Origin of the sequence: Pseudomonas fluorescens group sp., from assembly GCF_020093335.1 — a bacterium.
Taxonomy (GTDB): Bacteria; Pseudomonadota; Gammaproteobacteria; order Pseudomonadales; family Pseudomonadaceae; genus Aquipseudomonas; species Aquipseudomonas petroselini.
Window position 1 is genome coordinate 247328 of record NZ_JAIOKW010000002.1, and the last position, 26232, is coordinate 273559.

Consider the following 26232-nt stretch of genomic DNA (forward strand, 5'->3'; position numbering starts at 1 on the left):
GTATAGCTTATCCGTGGCAACCGCTGCAAGGCCTCTTCAGTGGAAATCGCGACTGCGCACAGGGATCCCTTCCAACAGCGGCGTCAGGTCGGTCAAGCGCCCGGCGATCAGGTGTCGCACTTCGCCCACCGCCTCCCAGCGCCCATCCACTTTCAGCAACCGCGAGCCCACCAGCGCTTGGCGTTGACGCTCGGCAAGATCACGCCAGACCACCACATTGAGGTTGCCGAATTCATCTTCCAGGGTCACGAAGGTCACCCCGCTGGCGGTACCGGGGCGTTGCCGTCCGGTCACCAACCCGGCGATGCTGACGTTGCGCCCATGCTCGACCAGCATCAGTTCCTGCGAGCTGCGGCAGCGCCGTTTGCGCAGCTCGGTGCGCAACAACGCCAATGGGTGTGGGCCCAAGGTCGTGCCGACAGTGGCGTAGTCGGCCTGCAGGTCCTCGCCCACCGTCGGCGCCGGCAGTGCCACCACGGCTTCATCAGGGCTTGGCAGGCCGGCGAACAGCCCGAGTTGCTTGTGCACCCCCGCCACCTCCCAGCGCGCCTTGTGCCGGTTGTCGGCCAGGGCGCGCAAGGCACCGGCATCCGCCAACAATGCCTGGGTGCGCGCATCCAGCCCGGCGCGCGCGTCCAAGTCGGCGATGTCGCTGAACACCCCGCGTTCGCGCGCCGTTTCGATACGCCGGCCCTCCTCTTCGCGTAACCCCGCGATCATGCGCAAGCCCATTCGAATCGCCGGCTGCGCGCCGTCGATGGGCTCCAGGCTGCAATCCCAGTCACTGGCCTGCACATCCACCGGCCGAATCTGCAAACGATGGCGCCGCGCATCCTGCAGGATCTGGTCCGGGCTGTAGAAACCCATGGGCCAGCTGTTGATCAGCGCACAGGCAAACGCCGCCGGCTCATGGCATTTGAGCCAGCAACTGGCGTAGGTCAGCAAGGCGAAACTGGCTGCGTGGGATTCGGGGAAACCATAGCTGCCAAAGCCCTTGATCTGCTCGAAGATCTGCGCGGCAAATTCTTCGCTGTAGCCGTTTTTCAGCATGCCGGTGCGCAGGCGCTCCTGGTGCGGTTCCAGGCCACCGTGGCGTTTCCAGGCCGCCATGGAGCGGCGCAGCTGGTCGGCCTCGCCGGGGCCGTAGTCGGCAGCGACCATGGCGATCTGCATCACCTGCTCCTGGAACAGTGGGATGCCCAGCGTGCGCTGCAACACCACCTCCAGCTCCGGTGACGGATAGGTGGTTTCTTCTTCCTTGTTCCGACGCCGCAAATACGGGTGCACCATGCCGCCCTGGATCGGCCCCGGCCGCACGATGGCGACCTCGATCACCAGGTCATAGAACGTCTGCGGCCTGAGCCTGGGCAACATCGACATCTGCGCCCGCGACTCAATCTGGAACACGCCGATGGTGTCGGCCTTGCTGATCATCGCGTAGGTGGCCGGGTCTTCCTTGGGAAGGCTCGCCAAAGAAAAATCCCGGTTGCGATGGCGGCGCAACAGATCGAAACAGCGGCGGATCGCGCTGAGCATGCCCAGGGCGAGGATATCCACCTTGAGCAGGCCGACGGCATCGAGGTCGTCCTTGTCCCACTGGATGATGGTGCGCTCGGCCATGGCGGCGTTTTCCACCGGTACCAGGGTGTCCAGCGGGTATTCGGAAATCACAAAGCCGCCGGGGTGCTGGGACAGGTGCCGGGGAAAGCCGATGAGTTGTTGGGTGAGCGTGAGCACGCGACGCAGGATCGGGCTTTGCGGGTCGAAGCCGCCCTCGCGCAAGCGCTCCAGGGGCGGCGCGTCATCACTCCAGCGCCCGCAGCAGTCGGCCAAGGCGTTGACCTGGTCCGGCGGCAAGCCCAGGGCCTTGGCCACATCCCGCACCGCGCCGGCCGCGTGGTAACTGCTGACCACCGCCGTCAGCGCCGCGCGGGTGCGGCCGTAACGCTGGAACACGTACTGCAGCACTTCTTCGCGGCGCTCGTGTTCGAAGTCCACGTCGATGTCCGGCGGTTCATTGCGCTCCTTGGACAGGAAGCGTTCGAACAGCATGCTCGTCAGGCTCGGGTCGATCTCGGTGATCCCCAGGGCAAAACACACCGCCGAGTTGGCCGCCGAGCCCCGGCCCTGGCACAGGATCGAACGGCTGCGGGCGAAGCGCACGATGTCGTGCACGGTGAGGAAGTAGCTTTCGTAGCCCAGCTCGCTGATCAGCGCCAGCTCTTTGTGGATCTGCTGCAAGGTGTGGGCGTCGACACCCTGCGGCCAACGCTGGGCGATGCCTGCTTCGGTCACGGCGCGCAGCCAGGATTCGGCGTCGTGGCCCTCGGGCACCAGTTCGCGTGGATAGTGATAACGCAACTGGCTCAAATCGAACGTGCAGCGGCGGGCGATGGCCTGGGTTTCGTCGAGCAAGGCGTGCGGGTACAGCGCGGCCAGGGCGTCGAGGCTGCGCAGATGCCGCTCGCCATTGGGGTGCAGGCGCGTGCCGGCCTCGGCCACCGGCACGTGATGACGGATGGCGGTCATGGTGTCCTGCAGGGCGCGGCGGCCACGCGCATGCATGTGCACATCGCCGCAGGCCACGGCCGGAATGCGCAGGCTGGCGGCCAGGTTCAGGCGTTGTTCCAGGCGGTGCGCATCGTCCTGGCCGCAATGCAGGTGCACCGCCAGCCACAGCCGCTCGGCGAAGGTGCGGCGCAGCCATTGGATCGAGGCCTGGGTGTCGCTATCCTCGGCCACCCACAGCGCCAGCAGGCCGGGCAGCGGTTGGTCGAAGTCCTCCAGCAACAGGCGATAGCTGCCTTTTTCCGCGCGCCGTCGGGCCAGGGTGATCAAGCGGCACAGGTGCTGGTAGCCGCTGAGGTCTTCCACCAGCAGCACCAGTTTCGGGCCGTTCTCGATGCGCACCTCGCTGCCGATAATCAGCGGCAGCTCCACGGCCTTCGCCGCCTGCCACGCACGCACGATGCCCGCCAAGGTGCACTCATCGGTGATCGCCAGGGCACTGTAGCCTTGGCGTTTGGCCCGTTCGAACAACTCCAGCGCACTGGACGCGCCGCGCTGGAAGCTGAAGTTGGACAGGCAGTGCAGCTCGGCGTAGCTCATGCAAACCAGCCTTGCAGCCACAGCCCATCGTTCTGCCCCACGGTGCGGTAGGCCCAGCCTTGCTGGCCGGCGCGGGTCTGGATCAGGTAGTAGTCGCGGCGCACATCGGCGCCGTCCCACCAGCCGGACTCAATGCGTTCCGGGCCCATCAGGATATGCACACCGTGCTCGGCCAGCAGTGTGGGCGTGCTCAGCAGCCAACCCGGACGGTGCACGTTGTTCAGGGGCGGGCACGGGTGTTTATCCGTCGCCGCTTGCCAGGCGCATTCGGGGCGGTGGTCGGCGTGAAAGCGCAGGCCTTGCACCGCCTCATCGCCCAAACGGGCACGCAGGCGCTCGCGCAATTGCGCCCACGGCAACGTCTGCTGCGGACGGTCGTCGAACAGGTCCTGGCGTTGCGGCACGAACACCGGCAAGTCCTGGGCCACCAGGCGAACACCGCGCACCGGCGAGGTGACTTGGACGTGCTCCAGACGGCCACGGGCCAATTCAAACAGCATCGCCGGTTCGCGCTCGGCGCTGAGCAGGCCGACCTTGATCACCGTGTCGGTTGCCTGGGCGTGTTCCAGGTGCAGGTCGAAGCGTTGCACGCCACTGTCACGGCCACACAGGAAGGCGGACAGATCGCCAGTCAGACGTCTTAGCGGAAACAGCAGCGCCTGGTGGGATTGCACATCGAAATTCAGCTCGATGCGCACATCGAACCGGTCGGGCGGCTGGTAAAACGCCAAGGCCAATGGGCGCTGCCCGCTCAATGCATCCAGGTGCTTGAGCAGGCTGGCATCAAAGCGGCGCGCCAAGGTGTGCCGGGGCAACGCCTGCACTTGGGCCAGGGTGCGCAGCCCCATGCGCGACAAGGCCGTGGCGGCCTGCGGGTCAAGGCCGGCGCGGTCAATGGGCAGCGGCCCCAGGGCCTGCATCAAGCCGTCATCCTGCACCGCCAGGCCATCCTCGATATTCGCCAGCGCCCGCGCGGCGGCGGGATTGGGCGCAGCGACAATGCGGTGACGAAAGCCCAGTTCAGCCAGCTCCTTGCGCAAACGCGCTTCGAACTGCGGCCACGGCCCGAACAGACCCAGGCTCGACTCGATTTCGAACAACAAGGCCCGTGGATAATACAGGCTGACCTGGGAGCTGAACTGGTAGGCCCAGGCGGCGAGGAATTGTTGGTGGCGTTCGATCTCGGCGGGGTCATATTCGGCGCTGGCAAAGGTCTTGGTCAGGGCCTGCGCCGCCGTCAGGGATTGACCGGGACGCAAGCCCAAGGCGCGGGCAGCGTCATTGACGGTTTGCAGGACGCGGCGCTGTGGCGTGCCAGCCAGCAGGGCCAGGGGTTGGTCCGGCTCGGGGTGCACACGCTGCACCCCGTCCAGCGCCAATTGCGGGAAGACAATACACACCCAGCGCATGGCAACCTCAGTGCCCCGCCAGCGCAATCGGCGCCGGATGGGCCAGCCCGCCCCGGCACTTGAGCACCCGCACTTGCGCGGGTTTCGCCTCGACGGCCAGGCGCAAGGCCGCGGGCGAAGCATTGATCGCCTCACTCAAGGCGCGCCAGGCAAACGCCAGGGTCTGCCCGGTTTCCGCCGCAACTTGCAGGCGCCGCAGCGCCCGGTCATCGGCCTTGCGCGGCCAGCACAACACCGCGCCGCAACTGCCGGAGCGCAGGCACTGCTCGACGGCCCACAAGGCATCGCGCTCCTCGGCCTGGATCACTGAGAGCAGGCGCAAATCCACTCCGGCGTTCTGCCAGGCATGGGGGTACGGCGTGTACGGCGGCGCCACCAGCACAATGCGCTCGCCTGCCTTTGATAAGCGCGCCAGGGTCGGCAGCACCAGCTGCAACTCACCCACGCCGTCCTTGGCCATGAGGATTTCACTCAACGCCGCTTCCGGCCATCCGCCCGAGGGCAGCACCGCGTCCAGCGCCGCCAGCCCAGTGGGATAGACACTGGCCGGGGGCGCGGCGGGCCGGCCTTTCCACACGCGCCCGCCATTGAACAGCGTGTCCAGTGCAACGACGGCGCCCATCAACCTTGCCTCACCAAACCGCAAAACACGCCTTCAATGGCCAGGTCCTGATCGGGCCCGACCACGATGGGTTGATACGCGGGGTTGCGCGGCAGCAGGCGCACGCTGTCGCCGCTGCGTTCGAAACGCTTGATGGTCACTTCGCCGTCCAGGCGCGCCACCACAATCTGCCCATTCAAGGCCTCGGCACTGCGGCGTACGCCCACCAAGTCGCCGTCAAGAATGCCGTCTTCGATCATCGAGTCACCTTGTACCCGCAGCAGGTAATCCGGGGTTTTCGCAAAGGTAGACGGATCCAGTTGCAGGCGGCTGTGCACTTCAGCATCGGCGCCGATGGGCAAGCCCGCGGCCACTCGACCGAGCACCGGCACATCCAGCCATTCCGGGCGTGCCGGTTGGTTGAGCAGCCGAATGCCTCGGGCCTGGTTGGGGTTGACCTCGATAAAACCGGCTTCGGTCAGCGCCAGCACATGCTTGCGCGCCACGCTGCGCGAGGCAAAGCCGAACGCCTCGGCGATCTCGGCGAGGCTGGGGGGCTGGCCTTGCTGCGCGATGCGGTCGCGGATAAAGGTCAGGATTGCGGTACGGCGGGGGGTCAGAGTCGTCATGGAGTACATTTGTACTCCTGTGGGAAATTTCTGACAATAGCCGCCAGTCGCTTGGGAGCCGACGAGCGTTATCGAAACGTCCCACATAACCGCCGGATAAGCTCTACTCCCCTCCCCTGAAAAGGTCCGCAAAGTCCCTCGCCTGACTACACAGTGCGAGGGATTGCAGATGGCGTTATTGGTTTGGGCCCCGGTTGATGGGGCGGCCTCATGATCGAATTGACCAGCCAAACCATTGGTTTTTTGGTACTGGCCGCCCTGGATTCAAAAACGCGAGACGTCGACTCCGTGATCAGCGACTTCAAGCGCTGCCTCAATCACTACGACGCCTGGGCGGAGAGCTTTTTCAGCTTTTCGGCGCTGGATATCGAGCAAGTCTTCAAGGTTGGACATGACGTGGCGCTGGTCGCGCCGATCAACCACTCCCTGTTTCCCAGCACCACCACCGCAACCTGCCAGGCCAACGGCACGTTGACCCTGGTGCATATGTTCCAGAGCGCTCGATTCGTGCCCATTGGCAATACGCCAGTGATGCTGCAACGCATCGACCCCAAGGGTGGCCCGCTGGGCGACCCCCTCCATAAGACCATCGGCCCCAGCGGCATTCTCGAAATCACGGAATGTGATCGCAACCAGCAGTACCGGGTCAGCTTCTACCCCAACGTGTCCACAGCGCATTTCAAGGCGTTGTACGCCTCTTACCAGTCGGTTATCGAGCCGCTGGAAGGCTGGCTGCGCGGTGAATGGGGCACCACCTTCGAACCGTTGTGGAAGGGCTATTCCGAGGCCAACGTTCTCAAGCGCTACCTCTCACTGCATCAAGGCTACGCACGCGGGTTTGGTGAGGCGCTGTACTCACTCTGGGACAACATTCAGCAGATGCTGCAGTGGTTTTTGGACCCATTGGGGCATGCCGAAAAACTGCTGCATTACCTGTCCCAGGATGAATTTGAAAAGCTGTTGAAGCTCGGTACCGAAAGCCTTGCAAAGGGCTTGATGGTGCTGAGCGATGAGCCGCTGTTGTTCGTCTATCTGTCGGCAATGGTCAGTTGGATGCGGATGTTGCCGCCGCCCTACATGAACGAGTTGCTGGGGGAAATCAGCGCCGAAGTATTGATCAATGTGGTGCTGTGTCTCGCTACCGCCGGGATGGGGATGGCGGTGCGCATCGGTACGAAGGTGCTGGGCAGCATCAAGTCTCAGCGTGCGCGCAGATGGTTGGAGCACATGGCTGGGCAGTTCGGGAAGTTTCGTGCGGATGATCACACGCAAGTGGCTAAGCCGATATTGCTCAGTAGCCAGGCAACGACGATCAAGACGATTCCGGATGTGCCGTTGAAGGCTGGGGATCAAGTGGTTGCCAACCCGGTGCCGGTGGTTCGGGACAAGGCCAAGCAGCGGACGGTGTTGGTTCGGCAAGAGCCTGTGGATGACGTGCCTGCTTCTGCTCGTAACCCCAACGGGGATGCGGCGGCTTTCTCGGATAAAACGGCCACTAACGGTTGCCCGGTGTCCATGGTCACCGGCGAGGAACTGCTGACGCTGACCGATGGGGCGCTGGACGGGGTTTTACCGTTTGAGTGGACGCGGTTGTACCGCACCAGTGCGGTGGAAGTGGATTGCGGGTTGGGGTTTGGCTGGAGTCACTCGCTGGCGCATCGGCTTGCTGTTTCCGGCAACTCGGTTGTTTGGACCGATCATGAGAATCGGTCGACCACCCTGCCCTTGCCTTCCGTTTCTCGCCCCGCAATCACCAATAGCCTGGCTGAAGCGGCGATTTATCTGGGTGCTGTCCCCGATGAGTTGGTGCTGGCTCAGTCGTCACGGTTCTACCACTTTCGCGACGGTGCGCTGACGGCGATCAGCGATGCGTATGACAACCGGCTGCGTATTGCCCGGGATTTTTTGGGACGCATTGAGCGGCTGGATAACGGTGTGGGGCGCTCGCTGTTTTTGCGTTATGCGTCGGGTCGGATCGTGGCGGTGGACTACCAAATTCAACGCATCGTCGATGAGGGTCCGTATGTTTGGGTGACGGAACAGACCGTTGTTTCCTACGCGTATGACGGTGCTGGGCGACTGGTTTCTGCGACCAATGCTGTCGGCGAAAGCGAGGTTTATCGGTACGACGAACAGCACGTCATTCTTGAGCGTGGTTTGGCCGGTGGGGCGAGTTTCTACTGGGAGTGGGAACAGGCAGGCAAGGCGGCGCGGTGTGTGCGGCATTGGGCCAGCTTTTCGCAGATGGACACGCGGTATGCCTGGGATGACAACGGGCAGGTCACGGTTTTTAACGCGGATGGTAGTCAGGAAATCTATGTCCATGACCAGCGGGCGCGGCTGGTGCAGCGGGTGGATCCTGATGGTGCCGAGCATTTTAAATCCTACGATGAAAAAGGCCGGCTGACGGTTGAGCAGGACCCGCTGGGAGCGGTGAAGGCGTATCAGTACGACGACGCTGCACGCTTGGTGGCGTTGTTTCCGGGAGAGGATGAGCCGACGACCTACGAGCATGACAACGGGTTCGTAAGGGTTGTGCGGCGTGGTGAAGCGGTTTGGAAGTATGAGCGCAATGATCAGGGCGATGTCATTCGCAGGACCGATCCTGACGGCAACGCTACTGACTACAGCTACAACAAATATGGGCAACTGGTTGGGGTTTGGTATCCGGATCACAGCTGTCAGACGTTGGTTTGGAATGAGCGTGGGCAGTTGCTTGAGGAGCAGTGTCCGAATGGCGGGATCAAGCGTTATCGCTATGACGATCTTGGCCGAAAAATCTCCCAAGAAGATGAGCACGGTGCGCTCACACAATTTGAGTGGAACGACGTTGGGCGGTTAGTCCAAATCGTCTTGCCGAGCGGCGACACGCGTAAATATACCTACAACCCCTACGGAAAAATCACTTCCGAACGCGATGAACTGGGGAACATCACCCGCTACGAATACGCCGACGGCCTGCACCTGATCAGCCGTCGCCTCAACGCCGATGGCAGCCAGGTCAACTACCGCTACGACAACGTGCGTTTGTTGCTGACCGAGATCGAAAACGAGGTTGGCGAAACCTATCGACTCCAGTACCACAGCAACGGCCTGATCCAGCAGGAAACCGGGTTTGACGGCCAGCGCACGGCCTACGTTTACGACCTCAACGGCAACCTTCAGGAAAAGACCGAACACGGTGATGACGGCAGTCAGTTGGTTACCCGCTACGAGCGCGACCATGCCGGTCGGCTCGTAAGAAAAACCCTGCCTGATGGAAACTCTGTCAACTATGCCTACGACCGCCAGGGCAATCTCCTCAGCGTTGACGATGGTAATTGGTTTTTAGCCTACGAATACGACGTCCAAAACCGCCTTACAGCCGAACACCAAGGCTGGGGAACCCTGCGCTACGGCTACGACGCCTGCGGCCAACTAACAAACCTGCGCCTGCCCGACAACAACCGCCTCACCTTCAACCACGACAAAGGCGGCCACCTTTCCACCGTTGAACTGAATGGCGCGGTTCTGACCTCGCACCAATTCAACGCAGACCGCGAACAACAACGTACCCAAGGCAAACTGCTCAGCACTTACCAACACGACCACCAGGGACGCCTGTTCAACCAAAGCATCGGCGATGCCGAAGGCCCGGTGTACCGCCGCCACTACGACTACGACAAATCCGGCAACCTCACCCGCCTGCTCGACACTCGCAAAGGCGAGCACCACTACCACTACGACCCACTAAGCCGCCTCACTCGCGCCGACCACTCCCAAGGCGAGCAAGAACGCTTCGGCCACGACCCCGCCGGCAACCTGCTCATGCAAAACCGCCCCGGCCCCGACATCGTGGCGGGCAACCGCCTGATGATCCAAGGCGACCACCAATACGACTACGACGCCTTCGGCAACCTCATCCGCGAACGCCGCGGTAAAGGTCATCGACTTGTCACCGAATACCGTTACGACTGTCAGCATCGGCTGATCGGTACTAAAAAACCCAACGGCCAAACTGCCAGCTACCGGTACGACCCGTTTGGCCGCCGCATCAGCAAAACCGTCGGCGACGTAACCACCGAGTTCTTCTGGAAAGGCGACACGCTCATCGCCGAACACCACGCGGAGCGACACCGCAGCTACCTCTATGAACCGGACAGCTTTCGTCCACTGGCTCTACTGGAAGGCTTCGGCCCAAAGGAAACCAAGGCTTACCACTATCAACTCGACCACCTCGGCACCCCGCAGGAACTCACCGCCGCCGACGGAGAAATCGTCTGGTCCGCGCACTACCGTGCGTACGGCGAAATCACCCGGCTCGACATAGGGAAAATCGACAACCCGCTGCGCTTTCAAGGCCAGTACTTTGACCAAGAAAGCGGACTGCACTACAACCGCCATCGCTACTACCATCCGGATATTGGTCGGTACCTGACGCCGGACCCGGTGAAGCTGACGGGAGGGATCAATGCGTACCAGTACGTGCCAAACCCGACAGGATGGGTTGATCCATTAGGATTAAGCTCATGTCCTGGCAGAGATGGTTGCAAGCCAAAAACTGAAGCTGCTCTTACCACGGAAACAACATCCGTGGACAAGGGAGAACCTAGGCCACCTAAGGGTGCTAGCACCGAATACCTATATCGCGGAGACCACAAAAATCCAGATCATGTCTTTCAACATGGATTCAAAAGCAAGGGAAATAGCAATGACTTATACTTGCACGCACTCGACAGCAACAACCCTCCGAGCAACTTCATAAGTACCTCGCCATCTAAGATTACCGCGATCGATTTCGCGACTAGATATGGAACACGAAAAGGATTTCTTTACGCATTGAAAAAAATCCCTGGTCGAGACATAAACAAAGAGCTTGGAAAATTAGCACCTTTTGACAACGAGGCAGAAATTGCCATACAAAGTAAAATTGACACAGAAAATATATTGGGCGTAACCCCTATGAGGCGAGACGGGGGCTACGTGGGCTATTCAATTCCGAACCCGAACAGGAAAGTAAAATGAAAACAAAAAAAGTCAAAGCAATAATAAATAACGTAGAACAATACGTCACGTTTCAATATGACTCTTCACGTACAAAACTTAAATTCTCCGAGGCAGATAATTTCGAAAAAACATATACCGCAGACGACATGTATCTTTGCCTGGCCAAAATCAGAATTGATTTTCCTCATATAAAATTCCTTTGCAAAGGCGCCAAAATAAATGTGAGGCCTTCAAGTATGGCCTCACAAATGAGCGGAGGAATGGTTGCATATGAGTTAACACTTGGAAAACGCACAACACGCGAAGACTTGGTTCATATATTTGAACATGAGGAGTACAACCTGACAAACGACCCACGGGAACAACAAAAATTTTATGAAGAATGGATAGTGTCTATAGGTGCCCACCGACCTGAGCCCTTAGGCTCGAGCGACGACACTGACTGATTGTGAGCGGGTGATTTTGGGCTGCTTCGCAGCCCAGCGCAGGGCAAGCCTGCTCACTACAGATCGTGTTCACACACCAATAGGCGGGGTTACCAGCCTTCTTTAAGCATCCGCAATTCCAGATGCTGCAACAGCATGATGGTCTTGCCATCGGCAATCTCGCCGTTTTGCACCTTTGCCAAAGCCTCTTCAAAGCCCAGCTCCAGCACTTCGATATCTTCGCCCTCTTCTTCCAAGCCACCGCCAGTCCCAACCCGGTCACCCGGTTGGTATTCACCCATGAAAAAGTGAATCCGCTCCGTCACCGACCCGGGGCTCATGAAGGCCGCATAGATCTTCTCCACGTGCCCCACGCGGTAGCCGGTTTCTTCTTCCGCTTCCAGGCGGATCCGCTCTTCGGGGCTGGCATTGTCGAGCAAGCCGGCCGCCGCTTCGATCAGGTAGCCGTGGTAATCGTTGACGAACGTGGGCATGCGAAACTGGCGAATCAGCAGCACCGTGCGCTGCTCGCGGTTGTACAGCAGGATGGTCGCGCCGTTGCCGCGGTCGTACACCTCGCGGGTTTGGGCTTGCCAACTGCCGTCGCGGCGGCGCAGGTCGAAGCTGTACTTTTTCAGCAGGTACCAGTTTTCCGAAAGCGTCTCTTCGGCGGTGATGCGAACGGTGCTGTTGTCCATGGTGGGGTCTTTACTCAAGGGAGTGATCGTTTTCACGCTTGTTTGATACGCGGCCAGGCGGCGGCGACGGCTTCAGCACTGTCCGCTTTGATGCGGGCCAGGTTGCGCGGGTATTCCACACCAGGATTTTCCGTAAACCGCGTGGCCGTGAATTGCCCATTGCTGGCCCGCACGATGTAACCCGTGTCTTCGCACTGCGTCGAGGCGAGAAACAGCACGCCCGGCGTCACCCACTCCGGCTTGAGTTCATCCGGCTCGTCAGTCACACCCCACATGCGGGTCTTGGCCACCGGCGAGATCGCATTGACTTTGATCCCCGCATCCAAGCCTTCATGACTCAACGCGTTCATGATCCCTAATTGCGCCATCTTGCCGGCGCTGTAGGCCACCAGGCCGGTTTGCTCGTACTGCGCGTACATGGCGCGGTCGGAGGTGGTGAGGATGATGCGCGGCGCCGATGAGTGCAGCAGGTGCGGCCAGGCGTGCTTGCACAGCCACAGCGGCGCGTAGAGGTTGATCGCCATGGCACGCTCAAGGAACGCGGCGTCGAGGTCTGCGATGTTCTGGTAACCCACCCAGCCGGCGTTGTGGATCAGGATATCGAGTTGGCCGAATGCCTCGAGGGTATACGCAATCAGTTGCTCGCAGCCCTCGTTCGTGGACAGGTCACCCCCGTGGCCGATCACCGTCAGCCCTTCGGCCTGCAAGGCCTCGGCCGCTGCCAGAACCACCGACGCATCGCTGCCTGCACCGGCAGTGTCGGCGCCGATATCACTGATCACCACGCGCGCACCGCCCAGGGCCAGTGCCCGTGCATAGCTGAGTCCCAGCCCGCGTGCACCGCCGGTGACGATAGCGGTTTTGCCTGTGAAATCCATGTGCTTGCTCTCCTGTTCGGCTGCCCACCCTAACAACCCGTGCACCGTTTGTTCAATGCTGTAACACTTTGCAAGCAATCCCGGTGGACGGCTGTCGAATTAATTCCTGCCTCTGCAAGCCATCTGGTAAAACCCCTGCTTCACCTTTTTCCAGGAACCTTCATGTCTTCACGTTTTCTGTCGCGCCTGAGCCTGCGCTGGTTTCCCCTGCTGTGCATGGCACTGTTGATCGTCGGCCTGCCGGTGGGTTGCGCGATGCTGCAACACAAGGAGCGCGAGCTGGTATTTCGCATCGAACCGGGCACCGCCAGTTGGTACAGCGGCTTGCCCAAGGCCGTGCAGGAATTCGAACTCAAGCCCGCCAGTCTCAAATCGGGGCAGAACATTCATGGCTGGTGGTACCCGGCGGACAACAAGGACGCACCTGCGATTCTCTACCTGCACGGCGTACGCTGGAACCTCACAGGGCAGCTGTTTCGCATCGAGCAATTGCATGCGCTGGGCTACTCGGTGCTGGCCATCGACTATCGTGGTTTCGGCCAAAGCCGCGGCGAGCTGCCGTCGGAAACCACGGTGTACGAAGACGCGCGTATCGCCTGGGAGCGTTTCCAGGTGCTGCAACCCGATCCGCAAAAACGCCTGATCTACGGGCACTCGCTCGGTGGCGCGGTGGCCATCGACCTGGCTGCAGAACTGGGTAAACAGATGCCGTTGCCCGTACGCGGGCTGGTGATCGAATCCACCTTTACCTCGCTGGCGGATGTGGCCACCGCCGTAGCGAACACCTCTCTACCGGTGCGCTGGCTGCTGTCGCAGAAATTCGATTCCATTGACAAGATTGCCGACATCCATATGCCACTGCTGGTGGTGCATGGCCTCGACGACCGCTACGTACCGCCGCGCTTCAGCCAACAGTTATTTGAAGCCGCCCGGGAACCCAAACGGCTGTTACTGGTGCCCGGCGCCAGCCATAACAACAGCATGAGCCTCGCCGGTCGCAGCTATGGCCAGGCATTGGAAAAACTGATGCAAGCGAAGATGCCGGCCCAGGTGGTTACGCACTCCACAGGTCGCAGCGGCGACTCATAAAAACGCTTTTCGGCACTGGGTTCGCGCTTGCCTGTCAAGCGCAAACCCAGCCCATGCTGGGCCAAATCAGAAGTTGATCAAATATTGATCTCGGCTTAAATCGCCAACCCTGCCGGGGCTTCGCAAAGTTATCCACAGAGATACCCACGGTTTTCGTGGACAACTCTTTTTATATTTTTACGTTTTTTTTGCTCAATAAACGCTTTCAGGAAATGTACCCGGCAATAAAATCTCGCGATTCACATCGCGTATATCGTTATACCCACACAACGCCATCGACACGTCCAACTCACGGGCGATGATCTGAAGCGCCTTGGTCACACCCGCTTCGCCCATCGCACCCAAGCCATACAAATGCGCTCGACCGATCATGGTGCCTTTGGCGCCCAACGCCATCGCCTTGAGCACATCCTGACCGGAACGAATGCCACCATCGAGCCACACTTCAATGCGCTCACCCACTGCCTCCACAATCGCCGGCAACTGGCTGATGCTCGACGGTGCTCCATCCAGCTGACGGCCGCCGTGGTTGCTCACCACCAGTGCATCGGCGCCGGAGTTCGCCGCCAGGCGCGCGTCTTCCACATCGAGGATGCCCTTGATGATCAACTTGCCACCCCAGCATTGCTTGATCCACGCCACGTCGTCCCAGCTCAGGCGGGGGTCGAATTGCTGGGCCGTCCAGGAAGAGAGCGAACTCATGTCGGCGACACCTTTGACATGCCCGACAATGTTGCCAAAGCCACGCCGCTGGGTGCCGAGCATGCCCATCACCCAACGCGGCTTGGTGGCCATGTTGAGGATATTCGGCAGGGTCAGTTTGGGCGGCGCCGACAGGCCGTTGATCAGGTCTTTGTGGCGTTGCCCGAGGATCTGCAGGTCGAGGGTCAGCACCAATGCGTCCACACCGGCAGCTTTGGCACGTTCGATCAATTGTTCGACAAAGGCGCGGTCGCGCATCACATACAGTTGGAACCAGAACGGCTGGCCAACCTGTTCGGCGATGTCTTCCAGAGAGCAGATGCTCATGGTCGACAAGGTGTAGCGCAGGCCGAACGCGGCGGCGGCACGGGCAGTCAGGATCTCGCCATCGGCATGCTGCATACCGGCCAATCCGGTCGGTGCCAACGCCACCGGCATGGCCACGTCCTGGCCGATCATTGTGGCGCGGATTGAGCGCTCATCGATATTGCGCGCCACGCGCTGGCGGAATTTTATGCGGGCAAAATCGCTTTCGTTGGCGCGGTAGGTGCTCTCAGTCCAGGAGCCGGAATCGGCGTAGTCGTAGAACATGCGTGGGACACGTTTTTGCGCCAGCTTGCGTAAGTCTTCGATGGTGGTAATCAACGACATCTAGGTCACCTCTCCCTGAACTGAATGCTGAGAGTAACCGCCCATCGGCCGTGCAACCAGCCATTGCGTTTATATCGGGGCGCGTCTAATCTCGCAGAAAACCGCATAAAGACGCAAAAAAATGCATAACACTCATCACGCCATCGACCTGCCTTCTTTGCGCAAACAAAAGATCCTGTTGCTGCTGGAACGCGACGGCAAAGTTACCGCGTCGGAATTGGTCGAACACTTCGCCGTGTCCCAGGACACCATTCGCCGTGACCTCGGCGAGCTCGCTGCCGCCGGCCTGTTGCAACGTGTGCACGGCGGCGCCCTGCCCCGACCGAAGGACACCGGCAAAGACTTCTTCACCCGTGTCGGCGAGACCAACGAGGCCAAGCGCCGCCTCGCACGACTGGCCGCTGAACGCGTGGAAGAGGGCCAGATCGTGCTGTTCGATTCCGGCTCCACCACGTTGCAGATCGCCCAGTCATTGCCCCGTTCAATGCGCCTGACCGTGGTCACACCGTCGCCCATGATCGCGATCGCCTTGGCCGACCATCCCGATGTGAAGGTGATACTGACGGGTGGCCAACTCAACCCGGCGACCCTTTCCACCAGCGGCCAAGAGACCGTGCGCATGATCCAGAGCATCAAGGCCGACCTGCTGTTTACCGGTGTCTGCGCGCTGCACCCGCAAGTCGGTATCAGCTCGCTGCATTTTGATGAAGTGGCGGTCAAACAAGCCCTGCTCGACAGCGCCTCCCACGTGGTGGCGGTGACCATGGCCGACAAACTCGGCGCGGTGGAACCCTTTGTGGTGGCGCCGTGCAGCCGCATTCACACATTGATTACCGAGTGGCACGTGCCGAGTGTGGAGGCGTATGAGCAATTAGGGTTGGAGGTGCTGCGGGTAGAGGTTGAGTGAGCAAAACAGTAGTGTGTCGGCCCTGGACTGACGGCACCCTTCACCAGCGCAACACCTTGGCTGCATCGCGCATGAAAATCTCGATGGTTTTAGGCCCCACGCCTTCGAATTCGCCCAGGCGTTTTTCAAAGGCTTCACGGTCTTCGCTGGCACTGCGCATCCGCGTGATCCGACCGGCGTACTCAGCGTTCAATTTGGCACTCAGATCCAACAGGCGCTGCGCGGTGGTTTCGTCATAGCGCACGTAATGGGCACGCCCCAGCATCGTGACCAATTCCCGCGAGGTGCAATGCTGCAACTTGCGCGCAGTGTCGCGCCCCTCCTCCTCGACGATCACCTTGTACGCCTGCGCGGCAATCGGTGCCTGGATGCGCTTGCCCATCAGAAAACTGGCCACAAACCACTTGAACAGGCTGGCGTCATCGTCGGGCTTGAGTTCAATGCCCAACTCCGAGGCGCTGATAGCACGGGCCATGCTCAGTGGCCCAGCTTGCGCTCGGCCTTGGCGGCCTGTTCGTTGATCGCATCCGTCTGGCGTTCGATGTCTTTGATCGAGGTGGGCGTGAGGACTTTATCGACGGTTTCGGTCTTCGGGTTCGGGCGTTCCAGGGTCTGGCCCTTGGCGGGTTTTTCCGTGCCTTTCTGAGCCTCTTCAGAACTGATCGGCGCAGGGGTTTTGTCGGTGGTCATGGTCTATCTCCAAGTCATTGAAGGCCCACGAAAAAAACGCGGGCAGGTGTTCAGCAGAACTCAGTGAATTTGGATAGTTCAAGGAAATTGCGCGCGCCAACCGTCCAAGAAATAAGCGCAAATTAATTTAAACCTTTGCCTCTTGAGCCCAATCAACTCTCCCATATCCCCTCTTTCGTTCACCCATCAGGAGACACTCGATCATGAGTTCACACCTCAACGGCAAAAAGATTCTGGTCATCACGTCCAACACCGGCATCGAGCGCGACGAACTGCTCAAACCGTTGGAAGCATTGCGTGGCTATGGCGCGACGGTGACACACGGCTCCAGCGATGGCGGCACCACTCAAACCTTCGTCGGCGACACCGAGAAGGACCAGACCGTAGAGTCCGACGCCAAACTGTCCGAGCTCTCGGGTGCGGATTTCGATGCGTTGGTGATCCCCGGCGGCACCGTCAACGCCGACACTCTGCGTCAAGATACGACCGCGTTGAAGCTGATCAATGAGTTCGTCAAAGCGGGTAAAACCGTGGCGGCGATCTGTCACGGCCCGTGGGCGCTGATTGACGCCGGCGTGATCAAGGGCAAAACCCTCACTTCCTACAAAAGCGTCCGCATTGACCTGGAAAACGCTGGCGCTGCCGGGTGGGTCGATGCCGAGGTGAAGGAATGTCAGGCCAACGGTTGGACGTTGATTACGTCGCGCACGCCGGATGACCTGCCGGCCTTCAACCAGGCGATTGCCAAGGCCGTCGCCGGTTCATAACGCCGCTGAACGAAAACAGACGCCTCGATCGCGTAATGCCAGTCCGTTAAAACGTAGAAAGGGTAAAAAATAACCTGTGGCGAGGGAGCTTGCTCCCTCGCCACAGGTACAGTGTTTGCCCTTAATTGACTGGTATTAGCCTCGATGGCGCCTGTTTTTTTTCACTTATGGATTAACTCTTACGCTGCTCCGGCATCTCGCGTTTAGGCCCGAACATCGCCCAGGCGATCAGGCCAAGCAGCGGCACAAAGATCAGAATCACCAGCCACAGCCCCTTAGTCTCCCAGCCCCCGGTGCTGCGCAGGACGACATTGATTGCCCACAATTCCAACAGCAGCAGAATCACCGCCAAGCCGATCCAGATATATTGAATTTCCATGCTTCACCTCCTAGGTCGTATGCGTTAGGTCAAGCATCGGCGCCGAGGGTTCATTAAAATTTTCCGACGTGGTGGAATGCAACGCGTCTTGGGGCCCACCATGCAACCTGCACGACAGGCACTGTTGCTCATCATCGGTAGCCCATTGAATTACAACACGATTTCAAAAAGCTCAAGTTGGTACAGCTGATGCACTACTCCACTGGACGAGGCGTGCATGTCGACGCGCCCTGAGTTTTCCCGTGAGGTGTCACCCATGAATGCCATTGACCTGCTCAAAGCCGACCACGAACGCGTGAAGGCCCTGTTGACTCAACTGAGTGAGTCCACCGAGCGCGGGGTTAAAAAGCGCACTGAGCTGCTGGCCAAGCTCGAAGCGGAAATCAGCCTGCACACTAAGCTGGAAGAAGAAATCCTCTACCCGGCCTTCCGGAAGGCGGGCGGCAAGGAACAAGACATCATGTACCACGAGGCCAAGGAAGAGCACCGCACCGTCGACGCCCTGGTGCTGCCGGACCTGAAACAGACCGAGCCCTCGACAACCGAGTTTTCCGGCCGCGTCAAAGTGGTCAAGGAGCTGCTCGAGCACCATATTGAAGAAGAGGAAACCGACATGTTCCCGCAGGCTAAAAAACTGCTGGGCAAGGCGTTGCTTGAAGAGTTGGGCGCTGAGATGGAAGCCATGAAAGCAGCGCATAAAAAGTCGCAGTCGACCAAGCCAATGGCGGCTTGATCGCGGCATGACCAGAGCCTGGAGGTTTTCCAGGCTTTTGATCCATCACGATAGGGGATTGCGTCATGAAGACCACATCGTCCCAACGGATTTTGCTTATCGTCGGCCTGTCAGCCTTGCTCACCGGCCCTGCCCTCGCCGCCTTCGGCGATAACCCCGAGACTGCCGCCAACGCCTTGAGCGGTGACAGCGCCGCCGGTTCCGCCCTGCCGCCGGGGACCTACCCCAGCAGCCCCTCCGACAGCGCCAAAAAAACCAAAGCGCCCGACAAGCAGCCGGCCAAAACCGCTCAGCCTGTCGACCGCCAAAAAGCCCCCCAGGAAAAACCCCGTTCAGGCAGCTGATGCTCTAAAGGGAGCCCCCCCACCCGTGGCGAGGGAGCTTGCTGCCTCACCACGGCATTACGTGCTGCTGAGCATCTGGGCCACTGATGAGGCCTGCTAGGGCGCTTCGAACAACCGGCACAATCTATCCACCTGGGTACGCCCGGCTGGCAGGACACACAGGAACTGTGCCGACAATTCAATCAGGCCATCACGGTTCCACTCTTCCAGCAGCGGCCAGATCGATGAGAAGTAGCGTGCGAAGATCACGCCGTATCGCCGCTCGATGCCCTGGATGTCCAGTTCCAGGTCACAGGCCAGGCGTTCCACTACGCAGTCGCGCAGTGCATCGCCCGCGTCGCGTTGCCAGCCCTGGCAGGTGGCGAGTTGGCCGTTCTCCAACGCCTGTGCGTAGACATGTTCGTCCGTGGCGTTCTGCGCGCACAGCGTGTCGATCTGGCTGATGGCGCCCAGGCCCAGCCCGATATGGTCGCAGTAACCGTGCAGGGTAAAACCTTCGCAGGTGCGACTCAGCCGACCGCGCTCCTGGGCCTGGGTGAGGTCATCGTCGCCACGGGCAAACTGGCCCAGGCCGATGTAGTGGTAACCCGCTGCGTCCAGGTGTTCGTAGCACAGCTGGCGCATGGCGGTTTTATCCGCCGCGTTGCACAGCGCCGAGGGCGATTGCGCCAGGTAACGGCTTGGCGGCCGGGCGTAGTCGAACACCTGCAGGCGGTCCGGTTCCAGGGCGATCAGGCTGGCCAGTTTCAGCTCGAAACTGGCCAAGGTCTGCCAGGCGCTCCCATAGCCCAGGTCGACACTGACCGAGCGAAAGTCAAAGGTGCGCGCCGCATCGATCAACGATTGGATCGGCGCCGGGTCGCGGTAGTACGCCTGGGAATAGGCATCCTCGGCACGCGCATCGGGCACACCAATGCACATGCGGTTGAACCCAAGGTCGCGCAGCAGGCCGACGCCGGCCCAATCGGTGTGGCGAGGGTCGAGGTCGATGCCGTAGTCGCCGCGGTCATGCTCATGGAAGTGCAAACGTTCAAGCAGAGGGGTCATGAGCGCTTGCACATCGCCAATCGGCGCTGCCCCGCGCCACTGGAGGTAGTCCACCGGCTGGCGGCTGCCGAGGTGGCAGCCGATCAAATGAATCTCCTGGGCCAGGCTGCGCCGGTAAGCATCGCTGGGGGTGCTGGCCGGCCAGTGCAGGGTCAAGGCCAGCGGGCGTTGCCGTTGGCGACTGCTGCGCAATGCACGCAATACGTCGAGGGAGCCGATGCCCGCGTGAAACCTGCGGACATCGGCCTGCTCATTCGGGTCCAGTACACCTTGATCGTGGCGCGCACGTACGAGAGGAATGACGGTGTGCATGACGGGCTCCGGGGCCGGCGACGGTCCGTCATTGTCCGGTGCGACGCCACGGCGCACCTTGATATGCATCAAGGGCTTTACCCGCTGAGGTAAAACATGCTTTTGGCCAACAGCACAATCGCGACCATGTGGGCGAACAGGCTCAAGTGCAGCAGCACACTGGCGGCGAGGATCAGTACTTCGAAAAACACCGTGCCGATAAAGATCAGCGCCGCGAACAGGTGAGCCAGCAAAAACAGCAGGTAAAGCATGATGGCCTCGCAGAAGGGCCCGCCGTGGGGAGCCCACTAATGCAGGCCCGCACGCCGAGCGACCTTGATGTCGATCAAGCGCCTCTCATGGCACGCGCAACCAACCACTGAATTCGCCTCGGTCTGTCAACGGGCACCAGGCGAAATCCCATAACGGCGCCGGCAGCACCTGATGTTCGGTGTCCTTGAACGGGGCGCCTTTCCAATCGAATACGCGCATGCCCTGCCAGGCCAGCACCACGCCATGGGCCTCACTCTGATCGGCATTGACCCATCCGGCAGCCGCAGCGGCCATGAATGCCTCGATCGGTTCATCGTCGATCTGCGCACGGTACGGCGAGCCCAGCAGCCAGCGACAGACGTTCAGGTGATAGGTCCAATCCAACGGCGGACGGTTGCGATACGCCCAAGTCATGAAACTGCGGAACAGGTTCAGGCCCTCGGGCGGGTCGAGTTTTAGCAGCGCCGGGCAGAGGTCGAACAGGCTGTGCCAATACGGCAGCAGGCGTGCATCCAGATGCACGAAGCTACGCGAGTTGCTGGGGTAGTCCGGCGGCGTGGGTTCCGCGCGCAGACGACGGGACGCCTTGCTGACCAGGCGGCAGGCGCCTGCAGGCAATAAGGGGTGCATGAAATGTACTCACAGTCGTGACGATAGAACGCCTCCTGGTCTCAGGAGGCCCAAGGCACACGTCAGAATGCGGGGGATGCGCGGGGGTTGGCCGAGGGCCAGAGGTATCGCGGCGGCGCCTTGTTACGCCGTTCATGGGCCGGGCGCGGGGTTTGCCCCAGGCCCAGCAGCCAGGCGAGGCCGATCAGGAACACCAGCGCAACGGTCACGGCGTTGCATACCGGGCAGGCAAAGTAGTTCGAGATGTTGCTGGAAGCCGGGCTGCCCAACCCTTTGTCGGAAAGTGGCGCCTGCTTGCCGTCCACCGAACAGAACGCCCCGCCGATGCCATTGAGTGCCTGCCCCGTCATCTGCCCATGCCCCAAACCGCAGGCGAACAGGTTCATCAGCACGCAGAAGTACAGGGCCCAGGCGATCAGCGAACGGTCGGGGTGGCTCAATTTCATGGCGGCGACTCTACCACCAGCGCCGCAAAAGGATGAAGCGCGGCATGCCCCTGTGGCAGAACGTCGCAGATTACGTGCGCTTCCCAGGGTTGGTAGACTGGGCGCCCTCAAAGCCTGATGTGTCGATCCAGAGCAATGCAGGCGTTTCACAGGATGCACCGTTGATGAGTACGTTATTCACCCGCCGCAAAGTGCTGACCGGTATGGGCCTGTTGGGCCTGGGCGGCCTGCTGGGCGGCTGTGACTACAGCCCCAAGCTGAATTTCAAGTACGGCAAGGACTTGAGCGACAAGATCATGGGCCGCACCTTCAAGCTCAAGAACACCGCCGGCGAAACCGTCACCCTGAGCTCGTTCCGAGGCCTGATGCCGGTGGTGTTCTTCGGTTTCACCCAGTGCCCGGCCGTGTGCCCGACCACCCTGGCGCGCGCCGCCCAGGCCAAGAAGCTGATGGGCCGCGACGGTGAAATCATGCAAGTGGTGTTTATCACCCTGGACCCGGAGCGCGACACGCCAGAGATCCTCGACAGGTACGTCAAGGCCTTCGACCCCAGCTTCGAAGCGCTGTACGGCACCCCGGAAGAAATCGCCGTCGCCGCCAAGGAGTTCGGGATCTTTTATGAAAAGATCCCCGCCGGCGACACCTACACCCTGTCCCACACAGCCACCAGTTTCGTGTTCGATACGCGTGGCAACCTGCGCCTGGGCCTGCAGGCATCCCTTACCGCTAAAGAGTGCGCAGAAGACCTGCTCACCGTCATGGAGGTCTGCTAATGACTGCCGTTCAACACCTCAAACGCACCCTTATCGGCATGACCCTGCTGGGCCTTGCGGCGCACGCCAGCGCCCAGGTGCAAGTGACCGACGCGTGGGTGCGCGCCAGCGTGCCGGGCCAACCGTCCAGCGGTGCGTTCATGACCGTCACCGCCGACACCGACAGCCAGTTGCTGAGCGTGACCTCGCCGGTGGCCAAGGACGTGCAGATCCATGAAATGAGCATGAAGGACGACGTGATGCGCATGGGCCCGGTGGACTCGGTGGCCCTGCCTGCGGGCAAAGCGGTGACCCTCGACCCCAACGGTTACCACGTGATGCTGATGGGCCTGACGGGCCAGATCAAGGAAGGCGACCAGGTGCCGCTGACCCTGACCGTGCAAAACGCCAAGGGTGAGAAACAGGCGATTGAAGTGAACGCGCCGGCGCGTGGCCTGGATGGGATGGACCACAGCAAGATGCACTGATGCACTGCTCGCCACACTGCTCGCCACCTCAATCGACAATAAACAGCTTCGCCCCAACGCTCGTCGATGAACGATGGCCTTCCATGTCATCGCCCACCTGGTAACTCATTCCGGCCGTCAGGATGAACTGGCGGCCATCTTCCAGTTCCGTGTGCAATTGGCCTTCCAGGCACAACAGCACATGCCCTCGCCAGCACCAATGATCCGCCAGGTAGCCGGGGGTGTATTCGACCATGCGCACGCGGGTAGTGCCGAAGTGGCAGGTGCGCCACAGCGCGTTGCCGGTGACACCTGGGTGAATCACAGGTTCGACCGTGGACCAGTCGGTGGTGCCAAAGGGGACGGCAGTCAGATCCATGTCGGGCTCGGTGGTTGTTTAACGGGGCTTGAGGCTAGCCACTTGGAGCCGCGGGCGATAGACACAGATCAAGCGCTTTTGTGGGATACAGGTATCCTGCCTGCACTGCTGTTCAGTGGTTTTGTCATTGCAATACACGCCAACGCCAACCCCGATGGCGAGTGATAAATCGCCTGCTCATCCCCCACATACCCGCACGCCCGATAGAAACCCGCTGCGTTCAAGGTCGCATCCAGCACCACCTCTTCAATAGCCAGTTCCCGCGCAACATTCTCAAGATGATCCAGCATCGCCTTGCCATATCCGCAGCCGGTAAACCCAGGCAATACAAACAGTGCGCCCACTTCGTGGTTGTCCAGGTCAAGCATTCCGGTGACTACCGGCTGTCCCTGCACCCAGCCCAGGTAAAACAGTTTATCCATCAGGGTGCTGTAGCCGTCTTCGGCTTTACCCCGCGTCCACATCATCATTTGCTCGTGCGTATAGGCGCCAATGCATTGGCTGCGGATGGCCCGCAAGCGGATGTCGAACGCTATTTGGGCATCCTGCGAGGTGGCCCGTTTGATCTCCAGCATGTCAATTTCCTTCCATGAAATCATCGTGCCATTAACGCATGCCCTAGGCGTTTTCGTCACCGGGGCGGGTGAAGGAATAGCGGTCGATATCGGTGCGCAGGCTCCAACCCTGACCTTGCCAATAGCGGGCGGCGTGGGTGTTGGTCTTGAACACGTCGAGGTGGCATTTGTGGATGCCCAACAGCTCCAGTGCGTCGAGGCAGCGTTGCGTTAGCGCCTGCGCAATACCCTGGCGACGATAGTCTGGCAGTACCAGCAAATGCTGCAGGTAACCACGACGCCCGTCGTGGCCGCACATTACGCAAGCGATTAACCGGCCTTCGGCTTCGGCGACAAAACTCAAGCCAGGGTTGCGCGCAAGATAACGCTCGGTGGCGTCACGGGAGTCGGCGTCGCGCAGAGAGATACCGGGGGTATGTTGCATGAGGTGGAGAACGGCGTCGTAGTCGGTCGGGGTCATGATGCGAATGCTGGGCATGGCGTGAAACCTTGTCGGAGCGGGATTGACCTAATGCGAGTCAGTCAAGGGCGAACACTTTACCTGTGGCGAGGGAGCTTGGTCCCGTTAGGCCGCGAAGCGGCCCCAAAAATGGGACTGCTGAGCAGTCCAACGGGACGGTGCGACGATTCGACAGCGCCCACCGAAGATAGCGTTTCAGTGCCAGGCAAGTGATGTTTCTTTATGATGTGGCCTTCGCTTAATGCCTCAGGAAATACCATGCCCGCCCTCAGCTTCCGCAACGCCCTCCCCGCCGACGCCGCCCGTTGCTTTGAAATCGAGATCAGTGCCTACGAAGGCGACGAAGCCGCGACCCTGGAAAAGATCGCCACGCGGATTGCGCAATACCCGCAAGGTTTTTTGATCCTGGAGGCCGACGGTGAGGTGGTGGGTTTCATCAACTGCGGCTGTGCCCATGACGTGGTGATGTCGGACGAGGCGTTCAAGGAGTTGGTGGGCCATTCGGCCGAGGCGCCGAATGTGGTGATCATGTCGGTGGTGGTCGATCCGGCGCATCAGGGCAAAGGGTATTCCAAGGTATTGATGACTGAGTTTGTGGCCCGCATGCGGGCGCTGGGCAAGCAGACGATTCACTTGATGTGCAAGGAACAGCATGTGTCCCTGTACGAGCGCATGGGCTATCAATACACACGACCTTCGCCTTCCGATCATGGCGGGATGGCGTGGCATGAAATGGTGATGGCGCTTTAGACGGTCACCGTTGTGGCCTGATTTATGTGTCTAGACATCTAACGGTGGGCATCCGGTTCAACCGGCTGCTGTCTGCCGATAAGCAAAAAACGGATCGGCGTCGCCTTTTCTGACGCAAAACCTGAAACATCGCGAGCGAACACAGACCTCGCCTGACAGCCAGGCAGCTGATGTTATGAATGTGCTCAATGCCGGTTTTAACCCGTTACATCCACCCCAAAACACCTCGTTGAATGCCTCTGAAGGCCTCGGTAGCCTGCGAAGCACTCCGCCGAACCAGCGTCTGGCGGGCCTTCAATTGCCTATCAAAGAGGTGCAGTCATGTCTTCAATCAACGGTTTCTCGCCCTACGCTCCGATGCCCCCGGCCTTCAACACAGACCGGATCGATAACGACCATCCACGGCACAACCCTCTCGACCAGACGGCCGGGGAGGATGCAGAAGTATTCGATCCGAACACGCAAACCTGGCAACCCACCCAGGCCTCTGGCAACGGCCGGCCTATGCCGCTTGGCGATCCTTACCGCGAGGCGATAGATTTCGAGATCAGGGCCGATGATATGGGAGGATGGCAGCGCGCTTAAGGCAACCGGCGATGGGGGGGCGGTACTTATCCGCCCCCTTCTGCCCAAAAGGTATCCATCGAGAAGCCCTATGATGACGCCACACCGGATAGAAATCAGCGACCAACCCAACACCGAAGCCGAGCACCTCCTCGGCAGCAGCCTCGCGGCCTTCAACGAGGCCATCACCGGTTTCAACGATCGCCAGCCGCTGACGGTGCTGATCAAAGACCCCATCACGGCACAGATCGTCGGCGGCATCACCGGTAAAACCACGCTGGGCATGGCCTTCCTCGACCTCTTCCACCTGCCCGAACACCTGCGTGGTTCGGGCTTGGGCAGCGAGTTGCTGCAAGCCTTCGAAAACGAAGCCCGCCGCCGTGGCTGTCGCCATGCGGTGCTCTATACCCTCAGCTTCCAGGCCCCGGGGTTTTACGAGAAACATGGCTGGGTAAAATTCGGTGAAGTGCCCTGCGAACCGGCGGGCAGCAGCCGGGTGTTTTTGTCTAAACCGCTGTGACAGTCGACGAGGGATGCAGCGGTCCGTCGTGTCGACAGGCTCAAACGGGACACGCCGCGGTTTTAGCCTGAATGCGCACAGG

29 protein-coding genes are annotated in these 26232 nt (G+C 60.5%); 12 read left to right on the forward strand and 17 right to left on the reverse strand.

Going from position 1 to position 26232, the window contains the following annotated elements:
• Positions 1 to 36: 36 nt before the first annotated feature.
• Genes K7431_RS04020 through lexA form a run of 4 tightly spaced genes read right to left on the reverse strand, consistent with a single transcriptional unit; the run spans position 37 to position 5756 of the window.
• Positions 37 to 3129, reverse strand: coding sequence for an error-prone DNA polymerase (locus K7431_RS04020; RefSeq protein WP_012724750.1), 3093 nt, complete (start codon positions 3127 to 3129; stop codon positions 37 to 39).
• Positions 3105 to 4517: a Y-family DNA polymerase gene (locus K7431_RS04025; RefSeq protein WP_012724751.1), complete on the reverse strand. Its 1413-nt coding sequence runs from the start codon at positions 4515 to 4517 to the stop codon at positions 3105 to 3107. The genes K7431_RS04020 and K7431_RS04025 overlap by 25 nt, the downstream gene beginning before the upstream one ends.
• 7 nt (positions 4518 to 4524) lie before the next feature.
• Positions 4525 to 5139: a translesion DNA synthesis-associated protein ImuA gene (gene imuA, locus K7431_RS04030; RefSeq protein ID WP_012724752.1), complete on the reverse strand. Its 615-nt coding sequence runs from the start codon at positions 5137 to 5139 to the stop codon at positions 4525 to 4527.
• The gene (gene lexA / locus K7431_RS04035; RefSeq protein ID WP_034106295.1) at positions 5139 to 5756 is read right to left on the reverse strand and encodes a transcriptional repressor LexA; all 618 of its coding nucleotides are present in this window, start codon (positions 5754 to 5756) and stop codon (positions 5139 to 5141) included. Before lexA ends, imuA begins: the two co-directional genes overlap by 1 nt.
• Positions 5757 to 5957: 201 nt before the next feature.
• On the opposite strand from lexA, the gene K7431_RS04040 reads away from it, so the two are divergent.
• Positions 5958 to 10751, forward strand: coding sequence for an RHS repeat-associated core domain-containing protein (locus K7431_RS04040; RefSeq protein WP_012724754.1), 4794 nt, complete (start codon positions 5958 to 5960; stop codon positions 10749 to 10751).
• Positions 10748 to 11179 carry a hypothetical protein gene (locus K7431_RS04045; RefSeq protein ID WP_012724755.1) on the forward strand — a complete coding sequence of 144 codons (432 nt, stop codon included), beginning with the start codon at positions 10748 to 10750 and terminating at the stop codon, positions 11177 to 11179. The genes K7431_RS04040 and K7431_RS04045 overlap by 4 nt, the downstream gene beginning before the upstream one ends.
• Before the next feature lie 89 nt (positions 11180 to 11268).
• Here the strand turns inward: K7431_RS04045 and K7431_RS04050 are convergent, their stop codons facing one another.
• The gene (locus K7431_RS04050) at positions 11269 to 11856 is read right to left on the reverse strand and encodes an NUDIX domain-containing protein (protein WP_043205486.1); all 588 of its coding nucleotides are present in this window, start codon (positions 11854 to 11856) and stop codon (positions 11269 to 11271) included.
• Between the two features lie 32 nt (positions 11857 to 11888).
• Entirely contained in the window at positions 11889 to 12734 is an 846-nt protein-coding gene (locus tag K7431_RS04055; RefSeq protein ID WP_012724757.1) for an SDR family NAD(P)-dependent oxidoreductase, read from the reverse strand.
• A gap of 162 nt (positions 12735 to 12896) precedes the next feature.
• Between K7431_RS04055 and K7431_RS04060 the strand changes: the two genes are divergently transcribed.
• A complete protein-coding gene (locus tag K7431_RS04060; protein WP_012724758.1) occupies positions 12897 to 13823 on the forward strand; it encodes an alpha/beta hydrolase in 927 nt (308 codons plus the stop codon).
• Positions 13824 to 14015: 192 nt separating this feature from the next.
• On the opposite strand, the gene K7431_RS04065 is transcribed toward K7431_RS04060, so the two are convergent.
• Positions 14016 to 15176, reverse strand: coding sequence for an alpha-hydroxy acid oxidase (locus tag K7431_RS04065; RefSeq protein WP_012724759.1), 1161 nt, complete (start codon positions 15174 to 15176; stop codon positions 14016 to 14018).
• A 121-nt stretch (positions 15177 to 15297) separates the two neighbouring features.
• On the opposite strand from K7431_RS04065, the gene K7431_RS04070 reads away from it, so the two are divergent.
• Positions 15298 to 16083, forward strand: coding sequence for a DeoR/GlpR family DNA-binding transcription regulator (locus K7431_RS04070; protein WP_012724760.1), 786 nt, complete (start codon positions 15298 to 15300; stop codon positions 16081 to 16083).
• A 40-nt stretch (positions 16084 to 16123) separates the two neighbouring features.
• On the opposite strand, the gene K7431_RS04075 is transcribed toward K7431_RS04070, so the two are convergent.
• Positions 16124 to 16558, reverse strand: coding sequence for a hypothetical protein (locus K7431_RS04075; RefSeq protein ID WP_012724761.1), 435 nt, complete (start codon positions 16556 to 16558; stop codon positions 16124 to 16126).
• A gap of 2 nt (positions 16559 to 16560) precedes the next feature.
• Positions 16561 to 16773, reverse strand: coding sequence for a hypothetical protein (locus K7431_RS04080; protein WP_012724762.1), 213 nt, complete (start codon positions 16771 to 16773; stop codon positions 16561 to 16563).
• Between the two features lie 203 nt (positions 16774 to 16976).
• Between K7431_RS04080 and K7431_RS04085 the strand changes: the two genes are divergently transcribed.
• Entirely contained in the window at positions 16977 to 17540 is a 564-nt protein-coding gene (locus K7431_RS04085; RefSeq protein ID WP_012724763.1) for a type 1 glutamine amidotransferase domain-containing protein, read from the forward strand.
• 172 nt (positions 17541 to 17712) lie between these two features.
• Here the strand turns inward: K7431_RS04085 and K7431_RS04090 are convergent, their stop codons facing one another.
• A complete protein-coding gene (locus K7431_RS04090) occupies positions 17713 to 17919 on the reverse strand; it encodes a PLDc N-terminal domain-containing protein (RefSeq protein ID WP_012724764.1) in 207 nt (68 codons plus the stop codon).
• Between the two features lie 256 nt (positions 17920 to 18175).
• On the opposite strand from K7431_RS04090, the gene K7431_RS04095 reads away from it, so the two are divergent.
• Both K7431_RS04095 and K7431_RS04100 read left to right on the forward strand, forming a co-directional pair.
• A complete protein-coding gene (locus tag K7431_RS04095; RefSeq protein ID WP_012724765.1) occupies positions 18176 to 18652 on the forward strand; it encodes a hemerythrin domain-containing protein in 477 nt (158 codons plus the stop codon).
• Between the two features lie 65 nt (positions 18653 to 18717).
• Positions 18718 to 18996 carry a hypothetical protein gene (locus K7431_RS04100; protein ID WP_012724766.1) on the forward strand — a complete coding sequence of 93 codons (279 nt, stop codon included), beginning with the start codon at positions 18718 to 18720 and terminating at the stop codon, positions 18994 to 18996.
• Positions 18997 to 19092: 96 nt separating this feature from the next.
• Here K7431_RS04100 and K7431_RS04105 read toward each other — a convergent pair whose 3' ends face one another.
• The 4 genes from K7431_RS04105 to K7431_RS04120 all read right to left on the reverse strand — a co-directional run bounded on the left by K7431_RS04105 (position 19093) and on the right by K7431_RS04120 (position 21683).
• Positions 19093 to 20355, reverse strand: coding sequence for a coproporphyrinogen III oxidase (locus K7431_RS04105; RefSeq protein WP_012724767.1), 1263 nt, complete (start codon positions 20353 to 20355; stop codon positions 19093 to 19095).
• A 77-nt stretch (positions 20356 to 20432) separates the two neighbouring features.
• Entirely contained in the window at positions 20433 to 20606 is a 174-nt protein-coding gene (locus K7431_RS04110) for a hypothetical protein (RefSeq protein WP_012724768.1), read from the reverse strand.
• An 85-nt stretch (positions 20607 to 20691) separates the two neighbouring features.
• Positions 20692 to 21237, reverse strand: coding sequence for a putative natural product biosynthesis protein (locus tag K7431_RS04115; RefSeq protein WP_012724769.1), 546 nt, complete (start codon positions 21235 to 21237; stop codon positions 20692 to 20694).
• Between the two features lie 62 nt (positions 21238 to 21299).
• Complete coding sequence (locus K7431_RS04120) at positions 21300 to 21683, reverse strand: DUF2946 domain-containing protein (RefSeq protein ID WP_012724770.1); 384 nt, start codon at positions 21681 to 21683, stop codon at positions 21300 to 21302.
• Between the two features lie 164 nt (positions 21684 to 21847).
• Between K7431_RS04120 and K7431_RS04125 the strand changes: the two genes are divergently transcribed.
• A complete protein-coding gene (locus K7431_RS04125) occupies positions 21848 to 22456 on the forward strand; it encodes an SCO family protein (protein ID WP_012724771.1) in 609 nt (202 codons plus the stop codon).
• Positions 22456 to 22923, forward strand: a complete 468-nt coding sequence (locus K7431_RS04130; RefSeq protein ID WP_012724772.1) for a copper chaperone PCu(A)C — start codon at positions 22456 to 22458, stop codon at positions 22921 to 22923. Before K7431_RS04125 ends, K7431_RS04130 begins: the two co-directional genes overlap by 1 nt.
• A gap of 28 nt (positions 22924 to 22951) precedes the next feature.
• Here K7431_RS04130 and K7431_RS04135 read toward each other — a convergent pair whose 3' ends face one another.
• From K7431_RS04135 to K7431_RS04145, 3 genes are all read right to left on the reverse strand, one after another.
• The gene (locus tag K7431_RS04135; RefSeq protein ID WP_012724773.1) at positions 22952 to 23281 is read right to left on the reverse strand and encodes a DHCW motif cupin fold protein; all 330 of its coding nucleotides are present in this window, start codon (positions 23279 to 23281) and stop codon (positions 22952 to 22954) included.
• Between the two features lie 68 nt (positions 23282 to 23349).
• Positions 23350 to 23856 carry a GNAT family N-acetyltransferase gene (locus K7431_RS04140; RefSeq protein ID WP_012724774.1) on the reverse strand — a complete coding sequence of 169 codons (507 nt, stop codon included), beginning with the start codon at positions 23854 to 23856 and terminating at the stop codon, positions 23350 to 23352.
• Between the two features lie 43 nt (positions 23857 to 23899).
• Complete coding sequence (locus tag K7431_RS04145; RefSeq protein WP_012724775.1) at positions 23900 to 24334, reverse strand: GNAT family N-acetyltransferase; 435 nt, start codon at positions 24332 to 24334, stop codon at positions 23900 to 23902.
• A gap of 240 nt (positions 24335 to 24574) precedes the next feature.
• On the opposite strand from K7431_RS04145, the gene K7431_RS04150 reads away from it, so the two are divergent.
• From K7431_RS04150 to K7431_RS04160, 3 genes are all read left to right on the forward strand, one after another.
• Positions 24575 to 25066: a GNAT family N-acetyltransferase gene (locus tag K7431_RS04150; RefSeq protein ID WP_012724776.1), complete on the forward strand. Its 492-nt coding sequence runs from the start codon at positions 24575 to 24577 to the stop codon at positions 25064 to 25066.
• A gap of 321 nt (positions 25067 to 25387) precedes the next feature.
• A complete protein-coding gene (locus tag K7431_RS04155; protein WP_043205487.1) occupies positions 25388 to 25651 on the forward strand; it encodes a hypothetical protein in 264 nt (87 codons plus the stop codon).
• Between the two features lie 73 nt (positions 25652 to 25724).
• Positions 25725 to 26150, forward strand: coding sequence for a GNAT family N-acetyltransferase (locus tag K7431_RS04160; protein WP_043206276.1), 426 nt, complete (start codon positions 25725 to 25727; stop codon positions 26148 to 26150).
• The last annotated feature ends 82 nt before the right edge of the window (positions 26151 to 26232 follow it).